Origin of the sequence: Herminiimonas aquatilis (assembly GCF_042665175.1) — a bacterium.
Lineage (GTDB): Bacteria > Pseudomonadota > Gammaproteobacteria > Burkholderiales > Burkholderiaceae_D > Oxalicibacterium > Oxalicibacterium aquatilis.
The window spans coordinates 510877-527525 of sequence record NZ_JBHTCC010000002.1 but is presented as its reverse complement, the minus strand read 5'-3'; the positions used below and the strand labels follow the sequence as shown (position 1 = coordinate 527525).

The following is a 16649-nucleotide window of genomic DNA, read 5'->3' as shown; positions in this document are numbered from 1 at the left end:
TTTTTATGGGGACTCCATCGTGAAGACTTATTTTTGCAGTTTCGCAAACGCGGCACTTGCCGCAGCGATCGTCGTGCTGATGATGTCGTCATCGTGTTGCGCTGAAACGAAACCGGCTTCAAATGCCGACGGTGCCAGATATACATCGGCATCCAGCATCGCGTGGAAGAAGGCATTGAACTTTGCAGTATCGCACTTCATCATTTCTGTATAAGACAAGGGCTTTTCTGCAGCAAAGTACATGCCAAACATGCCACCTACCGAATTGGCTGAGAAGGCGATGTTCGCCGCTTTTGCAGCTGCTGTAAAGCCTGCCACCAGCTTGGCGGTTTGCGCTGTCAGAGAAGAATAAAAACCTGGCGCTTGTATTAATTTCAAGGTCGCCAAACCGGCTGCAACAGTGACCGGATTGCCGGACAAAGTTCCTGCCTGATATACGCCGCCCAAAGGTGCAAGATGCTGCATCAAATCAGCGCGGCCGCCGAATGCGGCGACCGGCAAGCCGCCACCTATGACTTTGCCCAACACCGTCAGATCGGGTTTGATATCGTAAATCGATTGCGCGCCACCGAGCGCAACGCGGAAGCCGGACATCACTTCATCGAAAATCAATACAGCGCCATACTGCGTGCAGACACGACGCATGGTATGCAGGAATTCCGGCGTGGCGGGCAGCAGGTTCATATTGCCGGCAACTGGTTCGACGATCACGCAGGCAATCTGGTCGCCGATTTCCTTGAAGGTGTCTTCTAGTTGTTGCGGATTGTTATAGTCGAGCACAAGTGTGTGCTTGGCAAAGTCTTCCGGTACGCCGGCAGAAGTAGGATTGCCGAAGGTGAGCAAGCCGCTGCCGGCTTTGACCAGTAGCGAATCGGCGTGACCGTGATAACAGCCTTCAAACTTGATGATCTTGTCGCGACAGGTCGCACCACGTGCCAGACGCAAGGCGCTCATGGCTGCTTCGGTACCGCTGGAAACCAGGCGTACTTGTTCAATCGATGGCACCAGTTGGCAAATCAATTCCGCCATCTGTATTTCACCTTCGGTAGGCGCGCCGAAAGAGAGGCCGCGCGTTACCGCATCCTGAACCGCCTTGACGACGTCTGGATGTGCGTGGCCGACAATCGCCGGACCCCATGAGCCTATGTAATCGATATAACGACGGTCGTCGGCATCCCAAAAGTAAGGCCCTTCGGCGCGCGTGATAAAACGCGGTGTGCCACCGACTGAACGGAATGCGCGTACCGGCGAGTTAACCCCGCCAGGTGTACTTTTTTGGGCGCGCGCGAAAAGAATATCGTTATTGGATGTCATGTAATGCCGTGAAATAGAAGGTAAGCGGATGCGCTGGTTTACTGAATGGGCGGCGTGAGGTCGATTTCTTCGTCGGATTCGCGCGCCCAGAAATAACGATCTGGCACTAATTTTCCCATGCCCAGACGCTGGGCGTTGGCGATCGAGGCAATCGTGAATTCCTGTGCTTCAAATACGGCTTCCGGTATGTCGAGACCATTTGCAAGTAACGCCGCTATCGTTGCCGCCAATGTCGCGCCGGCACCGTTATACGAGCCGGAAATGCGCTGCCAGTTATCGTGGCGTACGACGCCGCCTTCATCGAACAGGGTATTGGCGACATCGGTCAGATCGGATGGCGTGCCGGTGACGAAAACATACTCGCAGCCCATTTCGATCAGGCGCATCGCATCAACGGCCATCATGTCTTCTTCCGATGGTTCGCGCCAGGTTTCTGCCATGCGCGCCAGCTCTACAGTCGAGAGTATCAATACCGTAGTTTGCGGAATCAGGAGTTCCCGCGTCGCCATCAGCATATCTTCAGCATCCGGTCCCTGGTCAGGCAGGGATGACAGGAAGGGATCGAAGATTAATGGAATATCAGGGTAGTCGGAGACGATTTCGGCAATTGCCGAGACGTTTTCGATGCTGCCGACTGCGCCGACCTTGAAGGCGGCGACCGGCATGTCTTCCAGCAGTACACGAGCCTGATCGGAGACCCAGTCGGCATCGATCACCTGCATGTCTTCTATGCGCGCTGTATCGCTGATGAAGAGGGCGGTGACGACCGACAAGCCATGGCAGCCCATCGCGGCAAAAGAGGCAAGATCAGCCTGAATGCCGACTGCACCTACCGGATCAGTCGGGCCAAAGGTCAATATGAGCGGAGAAGTTTGGTTTTGCACGGCGGGTATATTAAGATAGCTGATTATGCATTTTACTTGAAGGGCTGTCAGCCGTGAGCATTAACGAAACATCAACTGAAACATCGAACCAACCATTCCAAACATGGATGTGCCTGATCTGCGGCTGGATTTACGACGAAGCTGCCGGCTTGCCCGAAGAGGGGATTGCCCCTGGAACCCGCTGGGCCGATGTACCTATGAACTGGACTTGCCCGGAATGCGGTGCCCGCAAGGAAGACTTCGAGATGGTCGCAGTCTAGTCAGCAAGGCCCAGTGAGGGTTGTTACTCTGCCATTTTTGTTGAAAAACCACGGGCATTGATTTGCCCTGCAGTGGTTGGCCTAAAGAATCTTGCTTTTTGTCACTGTTGCGCCTTATATTGTGGACACAGTTTAACGAGATGACTCATGACAATATCACTGGATAATGCTGACATGAAAATCATGGTGATCGACGATAGCAGCACGATTCGTCGGTCGGCAGAGATATTTCTCGGTCAGGCAGGCTACAAGGTCGTGCTGGCGGACGATGGCTTTGATGCGCTCGCAAAAATGAACGATCACAAGCCTGCGCTTATCTTCTGCGATATCTTGATGCCTCGTCTCGACGGTTACCAAACCTGTGCACTGATCAAGAAAAGTGCCAAATTCCATTCCACGCCTGTGATCATGTTGTCGTCCAAGGACGGCTTGTTTGACCGGGCGCGCGGCGCGATGGTCGGCTCCGATGCCTACCTCACCAAGCCATTCACAAAAGATAGTCTGTTGAAAACCGTGCGCGAGTACACGGCTGAAGCAGTCGTAAAATAAATTTTGATTTAAAGGTTTCAGATGGCCATTCAAAAAATTCTCATCGTTGATGACTCTCCGACCGAGCGTTATTTTCTGACCGATATCCTGGTAAAAAAAGGTTTTTCCGTTTCTACAGCAGAAAATGGTGAAGAAGCCTTGTTGAAGATCAAGGCCGACAAGCCACAATTGATTTTGATGGATATTGTGATGCCAGGCCAAAATGGCTTTCAAATCACTCGCGCCATTACACGCGATCCAGAAACACAAGATGTGCCTATCATCATCTGCACTAGCAAAGGCCAGGAAACCGATCGGATCTGGGGTTTGCGTCAGGGCGCGCGTGATTACATCGTCAAACCGGTTGATCCGGCTGAACTTCTCTCCAAAATTGCTGCGCTCGGATAAAAGTAGCTCCAGATGAGTCAGCCCACGTCGGATTTGCACGCAGAAAAGGTATTCGTCAAAACGGATATCGTTACACGTCGCACGCGCCTGCGCGAATTCCAGGCGCAACTGGTGGAGCGAATGCAAACCGCGCGTAGTGGTGAAGATACGCGAGTAAATCAGCTGGGCGTGATGATAGGTGGTAGCCGCTATTTGCTGAATCTGCTGGCTGCGGGTGAAATCGTTTCTGTTGGTGTTATCACCGGCGTTCCGTTGACACAACCGTGGTTTCTTGGTCTGACGAATATTCGCGGCAACTTGATTAGTGTGATCGATTTTGCACAGTTTGAAGGTCATGCGGCTACCCCTGTCGACAAGGATAGCCGCATCATTGCATTTGCCCCCGGACTGTCATTCAATAGCGGCTTGCTGGTTTCGCGCGTGCTCGGCTTGCATAACGTCGCTGAAATGGTCGTGCAATCCGAGGTGCAGAATGAATCTGCACCCTGGGCGATCAAGCGTTATCTGGATCGCGAATCGCAAGTCTGGACCGAACTCGATCTATCTTTAATAATACAAAATCCTCAATTTTTGCACGTCGGTCTATGAGCGATCCGGGAGCGATAATCCGGGCGCAGTATAAACAGAATCAGGAGAATCAGAATGGCGTTTAAATTACCGCTTTCCAAAAATAAAAAAGAGGCGGCCGCACAGGGAGCGGATACTCAGGGTGATGTGCCGGAAAATACGACGACGCCGGTTGATCCGAGTGTCGTGCGTGCAGCACGTGCCAACGTCAATCCAAATGCAACATACATCGGTGACGTTCTGCAAAAGAGTGGTGATATTCGCCTGCCGCTGATCGGCAAAATGCCATTGCAGGAACAGGTTCGTGTCCTCTTGATCGCCTTGGGCGGATCGCTGGTTCTTGGTGCCGTATTCGTGTGGTTGAATGCCGATTTCTCAGCGTTGACGTCGACGCAAACACAGATCGCCGGCGACGCGCTGATGCACTCGCAGCGGGTAGGTAAGGCGACACCAAATGCGATTCAGGGTAACAAGGAAGCATTCAAGCAATTGGCTGACAGTCGTAAAGAATTCAATAATGATCTGAATGTATTGTCCAAAGGCGGCGTTTATCAGGGTCGCGACATTAGCGCGCCGGACGCAAAAATGGATAGTGCATTGCAGGAAGTGCAGAAATTGTGGGTGGGCTCCGACAAGGCTGCTGCAACGATCCTGAAACTGGAGGGCCCGCTGACAGGTTTCGGCTCGACTTTGGAAGTGTTGAACGGCATTTCACCTAACTTGCTGGAATTGACCGAGCAGATTTCAACCTTGAAAGCGCAAAGTGGCGCATCGCCACGTGAGATTGCGGCGGCAGGTCAGCTCGTGATGCTGACGCAACGTCTGGCTCGAAGCGCAAATGAATTTCTGAGTTCGGAAGGCGTGAACCCGGAAACCGCTTTCTTGCTCGGCAAAGATACCAATACCTTCCGCGACATTACCGAAGGCTTCTTGAATGGCAGCGAAGTACTACGTTTGAGTAAAACTACGGAACCGGATACGCGGGAAAAACTGGTCGAGCTGCAAACTGCATTTGCCGACTATCAAAAATCCATCGCACTGATTCTGGGTAACCTGCAAAACTTTATTGCTGCAAAACAGGCGCAGGAACTGATCTTCAAGGAAAACGAAGCACTGAAACAGCGTCTGACCGACCTGCAACAAACTTATCGTACCGATCAGGATTCTTTCACCTGGCCTTTCTGGTTGATGCTGCTGAGCGCGGTCGCTGCGCTGGTTTCCGCGGCAGGTATTGCACTGGTTCTGTTGCAGGATAGCCGTAACAGAACTAACGAAGCGGATGCGCGTCGCGAAGAGGCGGAAGGTCAGCGTTTGGAAGCGCAGAAGCAGGAAGAAGAAGCGAAGCAGGCAAACGATCAAAATCAGGCCGCTATTTTGCGTCTGATGAATGAATTGCAGGAAGTAGCGGATGGCGATTTGACCGTGCAGGCGACGGTGACCGAAGACATTACCGGCGCGATTGCCGATTCGGTTAACTATACGGTGGAAGAGTTGCGTGGTCTGGTCGGTCGCGTAACGAATACTGCAGAACAGGTTACCTTTGCATCCAATACGGCACAGAATATTTCTACTGAACTGCTGGAAGCATCACACAAGCAATCGCGCAACATTCAGGAAACCGGTCAGGCGGTACTGGAAATGGCAGTACAGATTACCGATGTTTCGAAATCTGCCAGTGAGTCGGCGGAAGTTGCGCGTCAGTCAGTGACTGCGGCGGAACAAGGTTCGCGGGCGGTAGAAAATGCGATCAAGGGCATGACCGAAATTCGCGAACAAATTCAGGAAACTTCTAAGCGAATCAAGCGTCTGGGTGAGTCTTCGCAAGAGATTGGCGAGATCACCGAGCTGATTTCCGACATTACCGAACAGACCAACGTCTTGGCGTTGAATGCTGCGATTCAGGCGGCTTCGGCCGGTGAAGCAGGTCGCGGCTTCTCGGTCGTGGCGGAAGAGGTGCAGCGTCTGGCGGAACGTTCCGGTGAGGCGACCAAGCAGATCGGTGCGCTGGTGCGTACCATTCAAACCGATACGCACGATGCGGTTGCCGCTATGGAAAAATCGACTCAGGGTGTGGTCGAGGGTGCCAAACTGTCCGATGCGGCGGGGGCAGCGCTGTCCGATATTCGGCGCGTTTCGAATCGCCTGGCTGAACTGATTCAAGGTATTTCCTCCGCAACCGAGCAGCAGGCAACATCTGCAAACGGTGTAGCGCAAAACATTCAAGGCATTCTGACTGTTACGGAACAGACGCAAGAAGGTACGCAGCAAACTGCGCATTCGATTCGCGAACTGTCGAAGCTGGCCGAAGAGCTCAAAAACTCGGTATCACGGTTCCGTGTAACGGCTTGATTTGTTTATCTTGATGCGTGCCTTTAACACGCGTCTTTGACGCGATTGGTTAGAGGCACGTATTGGTTTGAGGCCCAACAGCAATTGCGGTGATCAGTTCATGCAATGATTGATCACCCCGCACCCGCGAGGCAGTCATGAATACCCCTTCCTCATCTTTGCCGCAAGGTAAGGATCACTTCGATACCGGGCCACTGTCGTGGGTCATTGGTGAAATCGGCGAAGCGCTGACCCGCTCCAAAGTCGCTTTGGGCGAAGCGTTGATGCAGGATGCTGAAACCCAGTCGACAACCTTGCGTCATGCAAAAACATATCTGCATCAGGCGCACGGCGCCTTGCAAATAGTCGATGTGGATGGCGTCGCCATCATTACTGAAACAGTCGAAGACTTGTTTGATCGTTTTGAATCAGGTCAACTAAGCTTGACCGAAGACAGCGTGCATGCGATTGGACATGCCTATCAGGCATTGCTCGAATACCTGGAAGAATTGTTGGCGGGCTTGCCGCATCAGCCGGTTCGTTTGTTCCCTTACTATCGTTCGCTGTTGCAGGTGCGTGGAGCTGAGCGCATCCATCCCGCTGATCTGTTTTTCCCAAATTTGGCAATTCGTCCTCAATTGCCATCGGCGTCGATTACATTGAGCGCGGAAGATTATGTCGGCTTGCGCAAGCGTTTTGAACGTGCATTGTTGATATTCCTGAAGGACGCTGATAGCACCACCGGTTTGGCAAGCGCAAGGACCATGCGCGATATCGTGTTGCGCGTTGAGCAGGCGCAAGGCTCACAGCAGGCGCGCAGTTTCTGGTGGGTTATGTATGGATTTTCCGATGCAGTTTCTAGCGGACAAGTGCCGAATGAACTGTATGTCAAACAGTTATTCGCACGTATCAATTTGCAAATCCGCCGCTTGAGCGAAGGTTCTTCCAGCATTACTGAAAGATTGTTGCGAGATGCATTGTTCTTCATCGCGCGCGTCGAGCAGCCTTCCGCTGTGGTTCAGCAAATTCGTACCGCATATCAGCTCGATGGTGTAGTGCCTACTGATTACGAAAAAAAACGTTACGGTCAGATCGATGCGCAGGCATTGGCGGCAGCCAAGGAGCGATTGTCGCAAGCCAAAAATTTGTGGAATCGGATTGCTGGCGGCGACGCCAGTGTAGCGCCATCTTTCGAACAGGAAATGACTGGCCTGGCCGAAGCCGGCAAACAGTTGAATGCACCCGCATTGGCAAAGCTATTGCGCGAATTGAGCGGTATTGCACGTCACGCTGCACACTCTCGCCCCGGTGATAGTCTGAGTCTTGAAATTGCAACCAGCCTGCTGTTTGTTGAAAATGCATTGCAGCAGATCGGCCATTTATCTGATGATTTTTCCGAACGCGCGGATGCGGTAACGACGCGCCTGCTCTCTGCGGTTTCTGGTGAGACGCTGACCCATTCTGCGCAATGGCTGGATGACATGTCGCGTGAAGCGCAAGAGCGTCAAACCATGACTGCACTGTCTGGTGAAATGCAATCCAGCTTGCGTCAAGTGGAAAAAATGCTGGACGAGTATTTTCGCGATCCCGAGCAGCGTGCCGGTTTGTCGGATATCGATTCAGTGTTGTATCAAATCAGTGGCGCACTCTCTGTGCTCGGACATGAAGATGCAGTGCGTGCCGTGCAACATACGCAGGCAGCCGTGCGTCGCTTTATCGATGCAGAACAAACGCCAGGCTTGCAGGAATTCCAGCAGGTTGCGCAAAATGTCGGCGCCTTGAGTTTCTTTATCGAGACCTTGCAATTGCATCCGGATGGCGTCAACAATCGTTTTTCCTTTGATGATGAAGCTGGCATTTTTCGTGCAAACCTGACTGAAAAAAATAGTTCGTCGCATGCGACGGTCGACGTTGTTGTTATCCCGGTATCCGAAGTAGAAAACACTATTTCTGCGGCGCCGGAAATCAATATTCCGGATTTGCCGACGGTAGAATCGGAACTTGCGCTGCACCAGAAGCAATCCGAAGAGTTGGCGATTTCACTCGCCGCAGAACCGACTAATCCATTTCTGCAAGAACAGTTAAGAGAGTCACTGGAACAGGTGCGCCTTGATGCGACGCTGGTCGATAATCCTGAAGCCAATGACAGGGCGCGCGCCGTTATCGATATGCTGGAGCATCCGGATTTCGTCGCTTCGCAAGATGCAATGGACGATATCGCGCTGGCCACAGCATCCGCAAAGACGTCCCATGTGGAAGAGATAGCCCCCTTGGTTGCCCCTGCGACGGATGAAGCGGTAGATGCAGAACTGCTGGAGATTTTCCTGTCTGAGGCGGTTGAGGTATTGGACAGCGTCAGGCAGACGGTTCCCGATTCCCGCAATGCTCCGCACAATCAAGAGTTTCTGACGACCTTGCGTCGTTCCTTTCACACCTTGAAGGGTAGTGGCCGCATGGTCGGTCTGGTGACCTTTGGCGAGGCGGCATGGAGCGTCGAGCAGGTATTGAATCTGCGTTTATCGGAAACACGCGGTGGTGATGCAGATCTGTACGGATTGCTGGATCATGCCGTGCAAGTACTCGATGCATGGGTAGGTGATCTGCAGATGCAGGGTCGCTCAGACCGCAGTGGTCGTGCGCTGATCAATGCTGCCGAACGGGTTAAAAATGATGCAGGCTTTCATTACGATGAATCCGAAGAGGGACCGTCGGTAACGCTGGCAGAATCAGTTGTTGTTACAGCGACAGACAATGTCAGCACAGAGAGTGCGACCGAGAGCTTTGCTGAAAGTGCGGCAGAATTCGATAGTGGGGATGCACTCGACGCAACAGAGGCCGAGGAGTTGGAACTGAGCGATGAAGAGCTCGCACAATTCCAGAAATTCAATGCGACGGCGGACGAAGTCGAAGAAGTTCCACAGGTCGAGCAGGCCACGCCTGAGCTTGCAGCAGGCGAGCTCGATCATTTAAGTGTGGATGTGCTGCCAGATGCAGCCCCATTGCAAGTTGCCGCTGTACTGGATTTTCCGGGGAACCCTCCGGTTGCGCACAAATCGGACGACAACGTCAAATATATAGGCGACCTCGAAATCAGCCTGCCGCTACATAATATTTATCTGGCGGAAACTGATGAACTCGTGCGCCTGCTATCGCAGGATATCGCTGAATGGCGTCATGAACCTGATCGTCACGTCAACATTCTAGCCGTACATGCCGCACATTCGCTGGCCGGTAGTTCTGCCACGGTTGGTTTCAAGCCTTTGCAGCAGATAGCCTATGCGCTGGAAGCGGTGTTGCAGTATCTGGCAAGAAAACCGGTCAAGTTGCTGATATCCGAGTACGACACACTGGATCATGCGATTGCGCGCATTCGCTTCATGTTGCAGATGTTCGCCTTGGGCGAGATGCCTGATTTCGAGCCTGAACAAGTAGAAATTCTTGAACGCATGCCGGAAGATTTTGAATTCCGGATCAGCTCCAAACACGGCCAGCCAGTACTCGATACGCCGGTGTTGAATGCAGTCGAACCCGAGGCTTTAGTAGCCTCTGTGTCTGCGCTCGAGCACGACAACGTTGCGGATGTAGTGGCGCTTTCTGCCGCGTCACCTGCAGTAGCACCTACGCCTACCGCAGAACCTAAGCCTGCTGCAGAACCGCCACCGGCTCTTCCGGAAATCGAGCCTGCGCCATTTGCAGAACCCATCTATCCGCAAAACAGCGAAGAGCTAGCCGATCCTGCCCTCATCATCAAGGATGAGATCGATGCCGATCTACTGCCTGTTTTCATCGAAGAAGGCACGGACATGCTGCCGCAGATGGGGCAGGCATTGCGTGCATGGCAACAGGATCTTGGCGATGCAGCGTTGCCGCAATCCATCTTGAGGATTTTGCATACAGTTAAAGGCAGTGCAAGGATGGCTGGGGCAATGTTGCTGGGTCAGCACATGCATGAGATGGAAACGCGCATTGAGAATATTACCCACGCCGGTTACCCATCTGCAGCCGCAGTAGAGGATTTGCTGGCGCGTCATGATCAGGGCTTGCAGCTGTTTGAACAGTTACAAAATCCGGACGCACCTCAACAGCCATCCATCGATACCGCACAGTCAGGCAAGCAAAATTCTGTCGATGTAGAGTCCACAGCTGTCGAGGGGTTGCCCGTCATTCAAAGTTTGATGCCGGTTATTGAGGGTTCTGCAGCAGCGCTGGTTCCCGGTATTGCACCTGCGTCGCGCGCAGTTGCAGCGGCCGGTCCTGTTCCGCTGGTGCGCGTACGCGCCGATATTCTCGACCGTTTGGTCAATCAGGCTGGTGAAGTATCTATTTCGCGTTCCAAGTTGGAAACAGAAGTCGGCACTTTGCGCATCTCGATGGGTGAATTGTCCGAAAACGTGTCCCGTTTGCGCGAGCAGTTACGCGAAATTGAAATGCAGGCAGAGTCGCAAATCAGTTCTCATATGGGCGTATCGGCCGACCGTGAATTCGATCCGCTCGAATTCGATCGCTTTACGCGCCTGCAGGAACTGACACGGATGATGGCGGAAAGTGTCAACGACGTTGGTTCGGTACAGCAAAACTTGAGTCGCACGATCGATAGCGCTAGCACCGATTTGACGAATCAGGCCCGCCTGACGCGCGATTTGCAACAGGATTTGATGCGCGTGCGCATGGTGCAATTTGCCAGTATCTCTGAACGTCTGTATCGCGTTACGCGTCAGGCTGCGAAAGAAATGGACAAGCGCGTCAACCTCGATATTCGCGGTAGCGCGGTAGAGGTCGATCGCAGCGTGCTGGAAAAAATGGCCGGGCCGTTTGAGCACTTGCTGCGTAATGCGATCGTGCACGGGATTGAATCGCGTGAAAAACGTAAGGCCGCAGGCAAGAATGAAACGGGCGAGTTGCGCGTCGAGATACGCCAGGAGGGGAATGAAGTTGTTATTCATTTCTCCGATGACGGCCAGGGCTTGAACCTGAATAACATTCGCAAAAAGGCGCTGGAAAACGGCTTACTGAAAGAAGACGACCAGTTGTCCGATACGGAAGTCACTGATCTGATTTTCCATCCGGGTTTCTCGACGGCGGAAGAAGTCACCGAGTTGGCGGGACGCGGCATCGGGATGGACGTGGTGCGCTCTGAAGCAGCATCGTTGGGCGGTCGCGTGGCGATTGCATCGGAGCCGGGCAAGGGTGCCTACTTCACGATCCATTTGCCATTGACGCTGGCGGTGACGCAGGTTGTGATTCTGTCGACCGGCGGCAAGACGTATGCACTGCCATCGGTATTGGTCGAGCAGGTGCAGCAACTGAAGAACGGGCCACTTGCGATTGCGTATAACGAAGGCGCAGTAATGTGGCAGTCGCAGCGCGTGCCTATGTATTACCTGTCTAGCTTGCTGGGCGATACGGAGGCGTCACCAGTGACGCAACAGTATTCGCCTTTGCTGATCCTGAAGAGCGGCAATGATCGCGTTGCTTTGCACGTGGATGAAATCCTCGGCAATCGCGAAGTCGTGGTCAAGAATATCGGTCCGCAGTTGTCGCGGATGATCGGTATCGCTGGTGCGACCGTATTGGGTTCGGGTGAGATCGTATTGATCCTGAATCCCGTGCCGCTGGCGCAACGCGCAGCGCACGATAATCTGCGCGCGCCACGTTTGACACCATCGGACGCGCCGAATGATATGGGTGCAGTGGCAGAAATGGCGATGTTTGAACCAACTGTGCGCAATGTCGAGCCGGTGCAAGGTTTGCGCACCCAGCATATCGTGATGGTGGTCGATGATTCGCTAACCGTGCGGCGTGTGACTCAGCGTTTGCTGACGCGTGAAGGTTATCAAGTTGTGCTGGCCAAGGATGGCGTGGATGCCTTGCAGCATTTGCAATCGATTACGCCCGACGTGATGCTGGTCGATATTGAAATGCCGCGTATGGATGGCTTCGATCTGACGCGCAATATTCGCGGCGATGAACGCACCCGTGATATTCCTATCATCATGATTACTTCACGTACCGCCAGCAAACATCGCAACTACGCGATGGAGTTGGGAGTGAATGAATATCTGGGCAAGCCGTACCAGGAAGAAGCCTTGGTCAAACTGATTGCCGGCTTCATCAAGAAAGAAGTCCCCGCCAATTGATATTGGTGACAAAAAAATCCCGCATGCTTGCGGGATTTTTTTGCGTTCAGATTCGCTGCATTCAAACTGTGAGGCGAAACTAGTCCATTCGGATCAGTCTATGTATTCTGCGACCTTCTTTACGACAGCATAGCGTTGCAGCGTAAGTGCGCGTGCCTCGTCATGTTGTATTAGCGGCGCCGGATAATTGCTGCCTATCTCTATACCCGCCATTTTCAATTCCATGGCGGGTGTGCGCCATGGTGCATGTATGTACTTGTTGGAAAGTTTGCTTAACTGCGGCAAATATCGTCGTATGAATTTTCCCTCTGCGTCGAATTTTTCCGATTGCGTAATCGGGTTAAATATACGGAAGTAGGGTTGCGCATCGCACCCAGAGGATGAGGCCCATTGCCAGCCACCGTTGTTGGCAGATAAATCAAAGTCGTTTAGTTTTTCGGCAAAGTAACGTTCGCCCCAGCGCCAGTCTATGCCCAGATCCTTGATCAGGAAGGAGGCAGTGACCATGCGCAAGCGATTGTGCATATAACCGGTTTGATTCAATTGCAGTATGGCTGCATCAACCAGCGGATAACCGGTTTTTCCATCGCACCAGGCCTGAAATAAACTCTGCGCATGATCCCCGCTTTCCCAGACGATGGCATCGTAATCAGGTTTAAAAGCGCGGCCGACCACATGCGGATGCTGGAACAGAATCATGAAGTAAAAATCACGCCATATCAGTTCCGATAACCAGACTGCCGCGCCACTGCCGCCAGAACCCGTGCGCATTGCATCCAGCGCCCGCCGCACCAAGGCCCGTATCGAAATCGTGCCAAAACGCAAATGTACCGATAAATACGAAGGTCCCTTGACCGCAGGAAAGTCTCGTGTCTGATCGTAACGTTGCATGCGATCGGCAAAGGCATCGAGCAAGTCTTGTGCTCCATTCATGCCGGTTGGGATATTCAGATCAGACAGATTGGTTTTTTCAAAGCCGAGATCCGTCAGCGACGGAATCGGATACGTGCTTTCCGGCAGCGCGACGAGGCGGTGTGCATGCGCATCGATTTCATAAGGATGCAAGGCGGCCTCATCCGATTCCGCATGCAGCTTTTTCAGCCAGGCATTTTTGTATGGGGTAAAGACTGAAAAGGGTTTTTCAGCCTGTGTAAGTACCTCATTTTTTTCAAAAATGACTTGATCCTTGAATGTATGCAGGCTGCGACCAGCCGCCTTGAGTACCTTGGCGACCTGCGCATCGCGTGCTATCGCCTGCGGCTCATAGTCATGGTTAGTGTAGACCGCATCCACTTCGAGCTCAGCCGCCAACTCGGGGATGGCTGTCTCTGCCCATGCATGTTTGACTATCAGGCTGCCGCCCAATGCGCGCAAGGCGGCGTCCAGTTCAAGCAGGCTGGCATGGATGAATTCGACGCGGCGATCAGCTTTTGGCAAGTCATCCAGAATGGCTCGGTCGAAAATGAAAGCGCAATAAACCTGCTTGCTTTGTGTTAATGCATGGTGGAGTGCGGCATGGTCAAAACTGCGCAAATCGCGGCGAAACCAGACCAGGGTCTTTTCAAATGAAGGCATGAATGATGAATATAGGAATGAAGGACAATAGTTAGAGAATGCAGGAAAAATCGCTGCGAAGCGAGGTTTGACGCAGAAAATCCGGGTAAAACTGCTAAAATAACGCCCATGTCGAAGCAACGTAAGACCAGCAAATCTCCCCCTGAGCCCGGTTCACCCTGGGAATCCCCCGATTTTTCCGCAGCGCCTGGCAATCCAGTTCGTAATGAACTGAATCTTGCCGATCATTTTCTGATTGCGATGCCCGCCATGATGGATCCTATTTTCGGCGGCACCGTGGTGTATTTGTGCGAACACAATGCCAATGGTGCGCTGGGTGTGATCATTAACAAGGCGACCGACATGACGGTTGATGTTCTACTCAATCGTATTGATATGAAATTGGAAATTGCGCCTGATTTGACGGCGGTTGAAAATACACCGGTCATGTATGGTGGTCCGGTACAAGCGGATCGTGGTTTTGTATTGCATGCTCCGCGCGGCGAATTTTCGTCGACCTTGCCTGTGACTGCAGACATCGCGTTGACGACGTCCAAAGATATTCTCGAAGCAGTCGCGCTCGGTACCGGCCCCCAAAAGATGCTGGTTAGCCTGGGTTGTTCTGGTTGGGGCGCGGGTCAACTGGAAGACGAGATTGTGCGTAACGGTTGGCTGACGGTGCGTGCCGATCCCAATATCATGTTTGATTTGCCGCTGGAACAGCGTTTCTTTGCCGCCATCAAGTTGCTGGGCATAGACCCGATGATGTTGAGTGGCGAGGCCGGCCATGCGTGACGCGGATACGGGAGCTGAGCGCTAGTGGAAACCGTACTCGGTTTTGACTTCGGCTTGAAACGCATAGGCGTTGCAGTAGGCAATACCCTAATAAAGCAAGCGCAGCCGCTGACCATTATCAGCGCCGCTACCAATGAAGCAAAATTCGCAGCGATCGCCGAACTGGTCAATCAGTGGCAACCAGGTTTGTGCATCGTCGGCCTGCCGCGCCATCCTGATGGCGCCGAGCATGAAATGACGGTGCGCTGCCGCCGCTTCGCGAATCAATTGCATGGACGTTTTGACGTGGCAACGGTGCTGGTGGATGAGCGATATTCATCCGCAGTGATTTCTCATCAACGCGGCGACCTGATAGATGATCAGGCAGCTGCAATCATCTTGCAACAATACTTCGATGACCATACCGAATCCGAATCCGAATCCTGAACTAGACGCTGAAGCCTTGTATCAAGTGCTGGCGAAGCAAGTAAAAACCGGCTTGGCAAAAGCCGAGAACGTCGCCATTGTCGGCATTTATTCCGGCGGTGCATGGCTGGCAGAACGCCTTGCAGCCGAAATGCAACTGACCGAGCGTCTGGGCTTCATCGATGTCTCTTTTTATCGCGATGATTTTGCCGAAAAAGGTTTACGTCCCGACGTCAAACCGACGCAAATTCCATTCGATGTCGACGGCGCAACCATCCTGCTGGTGGACGATGTGTTGTACACCGGACGCACTACGCGCGCAGCGATCAATGAACTGTTCGACTACGGCCGTCCGGCGCGCATCATGCTGGCCGCACTGGCTGATCGCGGTGGCCGCGAGTTGCCGATCGCCGCTGATTTTGTCGCGCAGACTATTTCCATTCCCGACCAGCAGTCGCTGGTACTTCAACGGGCCGACGACGGCCGCTTTTCCCTGACGGTGGATCATGCTTAATCCGCAACTGAATAAAAACGGTGAGTTGCAACATTTGCTCACGATAGAAGGACTGCCAAAGTCCAACATCATTCACATCCTCGATACGGCTTCATCGTTTGTCAGTATCGGTGATAGAGAAGTGAAAAAAGTACCGCTGATGCGCGGCAAGAGCGTGTTCAATCTGTTCTTTGAAAATTCGACGCGTACTCGTACTACATTTGAAATCGCATCCAAGCGCCTGTCGGCTGACGTGATCAATCTGAATATTTCTGCATCAAGTTCCAGCAAGGGCGAATCGCTGCTGGATACGATCGACAATCTTGCAGCGATGCATGCCGATATGTTCGTCGTGCGCCATGCCGAATCCGGCGCACCTTATCTGATCGCAAAACATTTGAGCGACACTGGGCAATCGCATGTGCACGTTGTCAATGCAGGTGATGGCCGCCATGCACACCCGACGCAGGGTTTGCTGGATATGTACACGATCCGTCACTACAAAAAGGATTTCACCAATCTGACTGTTGCCATCGTCGGCGATATTTTGCACAGTCGCGTAGCGCGTTCGGATATCCATGCGCTGACGACTTTGGGTGTGCCTGAAGTGCGCGCCATCGGCCCACGTACCTTGCTGCCTAGCGGCCTGGAACAAATGGGTGTGCGTGTTTTCCACAACATGGAAGAAGGCTTGAAGGGCGTTGACGTCATCATCATGCTGCGCTTGCAGAATGAACGCATGAGCGGCGCGCTGTTACCGTCGGCACAAGAATTCTTCAAGAGCTATGGTTTGACGACTGAGCGTTTAGCGCTGGCTAAACCAGATGCCATTGTCATGCATCCAGGCCCGATGAATCGCGGCGTGGAAATTGAATCTGCAGTAGCTGACGGCAAGCAGGCAGTGATACTGCCGCAAGTGACATTCGGCATTGCAGTGCGGATGGCAGTGATGAGTATTTTGGCGGGAAATTAAAAG

At 52.9% G+C, this 16649-nt stretch carries 13 protein-coding genes; 10 read left to right on the top strand and 3 right to left on the bottom strand.

Features of this window, described 5'->3' with window-relative positions:
- Positions 1–27: 27 nt before the first annotated feature.
- On the bottom strand, positions 28–1314 hold the full coding sequence (gene hemL, locus ACFQO0_RS12010) for a glutamate-1-semialdehyde 2,1-aminomutase (RefSeq protein ID WP_382234930.1): 1287 nt from the start codon (positions 1312–1314) through the stop codon (positions 28–30).
- A 38-nt stretch (positions 1315–1352) separates the two neighbouring features.
- Positions 1353–2198 (bottom strand): bifunctional hydroxymethylpyrimidine kinase/phosphomethylpyrimidine kinase, encoded by an 846-nt coding sequence (thiD, locus tag ACFQO0_RS12005; RefSeq protein WP_382234928.1) that lies wholly within the window; start codon positions 2196–2198, stop codon positions 1353–1355.
- A gap of 107 nt (positions 2199–2305) precedes the next feature.
- On the opposite strand from thiD, the gene ACFQO0_RS12000 reads away from it, so the two are divergent.
- The 6 genes from ACFQO0_RS12000 to ACFQO0_RS11975 all read left to right on the top strand — a co-directional run bounded on the left by ACFQO0_RS12000 (position 2306) and on the right by ACFQO0_RS11975 (position 12426).
- Complete coding sequence (locus ACFQO0_RS12000; protein WP_124574563.1) at positions 2306–2458, top strand: rubredoxin; 153 nt, start codon at positions 2306–2308, stop codon at positions 2456–2458.
- A gap of 147 nt (positions 2459–2605) precedes the next feature.
- Positions 2606–3007 (top strand): response regulator, encoded by a 402-nt coding sequence (locus tag ACFQO0_RS11995; protein WP_382234926.1) that lies wholly within the window; start codon positions 2606–2608, stop codon positions 3005–3007.
- Between the two features lie 21 nt (positions 3008–3028).
- A complete protein-coding gene (locus tag ACFQO0_RS11990) occupies positions 3029–3394 on the top strand; it encodes a response regulator transcription factor (protein WP_011872120.1) in 366 nt (121 codons plus the stop codon).
- Between the two features lie 12 nt (positions 3395–3406).
- The gene (locus ACFQO0_RS11985) at positions 3407–3982 is read left to right on the top strand and encodes a chemotaxis protein CheW (protein ID WP_382234924.1); all 576 of its coding nucleotides are present in this window, start codon (positions 3407–3409) and stop codon (positions 3980–3982) included.
- 54 nt (positions 3983–4036) lie between these two features.
- Positions 4037–6310 carry a methyl-accepting chemotaxis protein gene (locus ACFQO0_RS11980; RefSeq protein WP_382234922.1) on the top strand — a complete coding sequence of 758 codons (2274 nt, stop codon included), beginning with the start codon at positions 4037–4039 and terminating at the stop codon, positions 6308–6310.
- Between the two features lie 137 nt (positions 6311–6447).
- Positions 6448–12426, top strand: a complete 5979-nt coding sequence (locus ACFQO0_RS11975; protein WP_382234920.1) for a hybrid sensor histidine kinase/response regulator — start codon at positions 6448–6450, stop codon at positions 12424–12426.
- A 93-nt stretch (positions 12427–12519) separates the two neighbouring features.
- Here ACFQO0_RS11975 and ACFQO0_RS11970 read toward each other — a convergent pair whose 3' ends face one another.
- On the bottom strand, positions 12520–14001 hold the full coding sequence (locus ACFQO0_RS11970) for a cryptochrome/photolyase family protein (protein ID WP_382234918.1): 1482 nt from the start codon (positions 13999–14001) through the stop codon (positions 12520–12522).
- Positions 14002–14109: 108 nt separating this feature from the next.
- On the opposite strand from ACFQO0_RS11970, the gene ACFQO0_RS11965 reads away from it, so the two are divergent.
- The 4 genes from ACFQO0_RS11965 to ACFQO0_RS11950 are packed head-to-tail and all read left to right on the top strand — an operon-like array spanning position 14110 to position 16646.
- A complete protein-coding gene (locus ACFQO0_RS11965) occupies positions 14110–14775 on the top strand; it encodes a YqgE/AlgH family protein (RefSeq protein ID WP_382234916.1) in 666 nt (221 codons plus the stop codon).
- 24 nt (positions 14776–14799) lie between these two features.
- Positions 14800–15201 carry a Holliday junction resolvase RuvX gene (gene ruvX, locus ACFQO0_RS11960; protein WP_382234914.1) on the top strand — a complete coding sequence of 134 codons (402 nt, stop codon included), beginning with the start codon at positions 14800–14802 and terminating at the stop codon, positions 15199–15201.
- Positions 15170–15694, top strand: a complete 525-nt coding sequence (gene pyrR / locus ACFQO0_RS11955) for a bifunctional pyr operon transcriptional regulator/uracil phosphoribosyltransferase PyrR (protein ID WP_382234912.1) — start codon at positions 15170–15172, stop codon at positions 15692–15694. Before ruvX ends, pyrR begins: the two co-directional genes overlap by 32 nt.
- A complete protein-coding gene (locus ACFQO0_RS11950; protein ID WP_304931542.1) occupies positions 15687–16646 on the top strand; it encodes an aspartate carbamoyltransferase catalytic subunit in 960 nt (319 codons plus the stop codon). Before pyrR ends, ACFQO0_RS11950 begins: the two co-directional genes overlap by 8 nt.
- Positions 16647–16649: the final 3 nt, after the last annotated feature.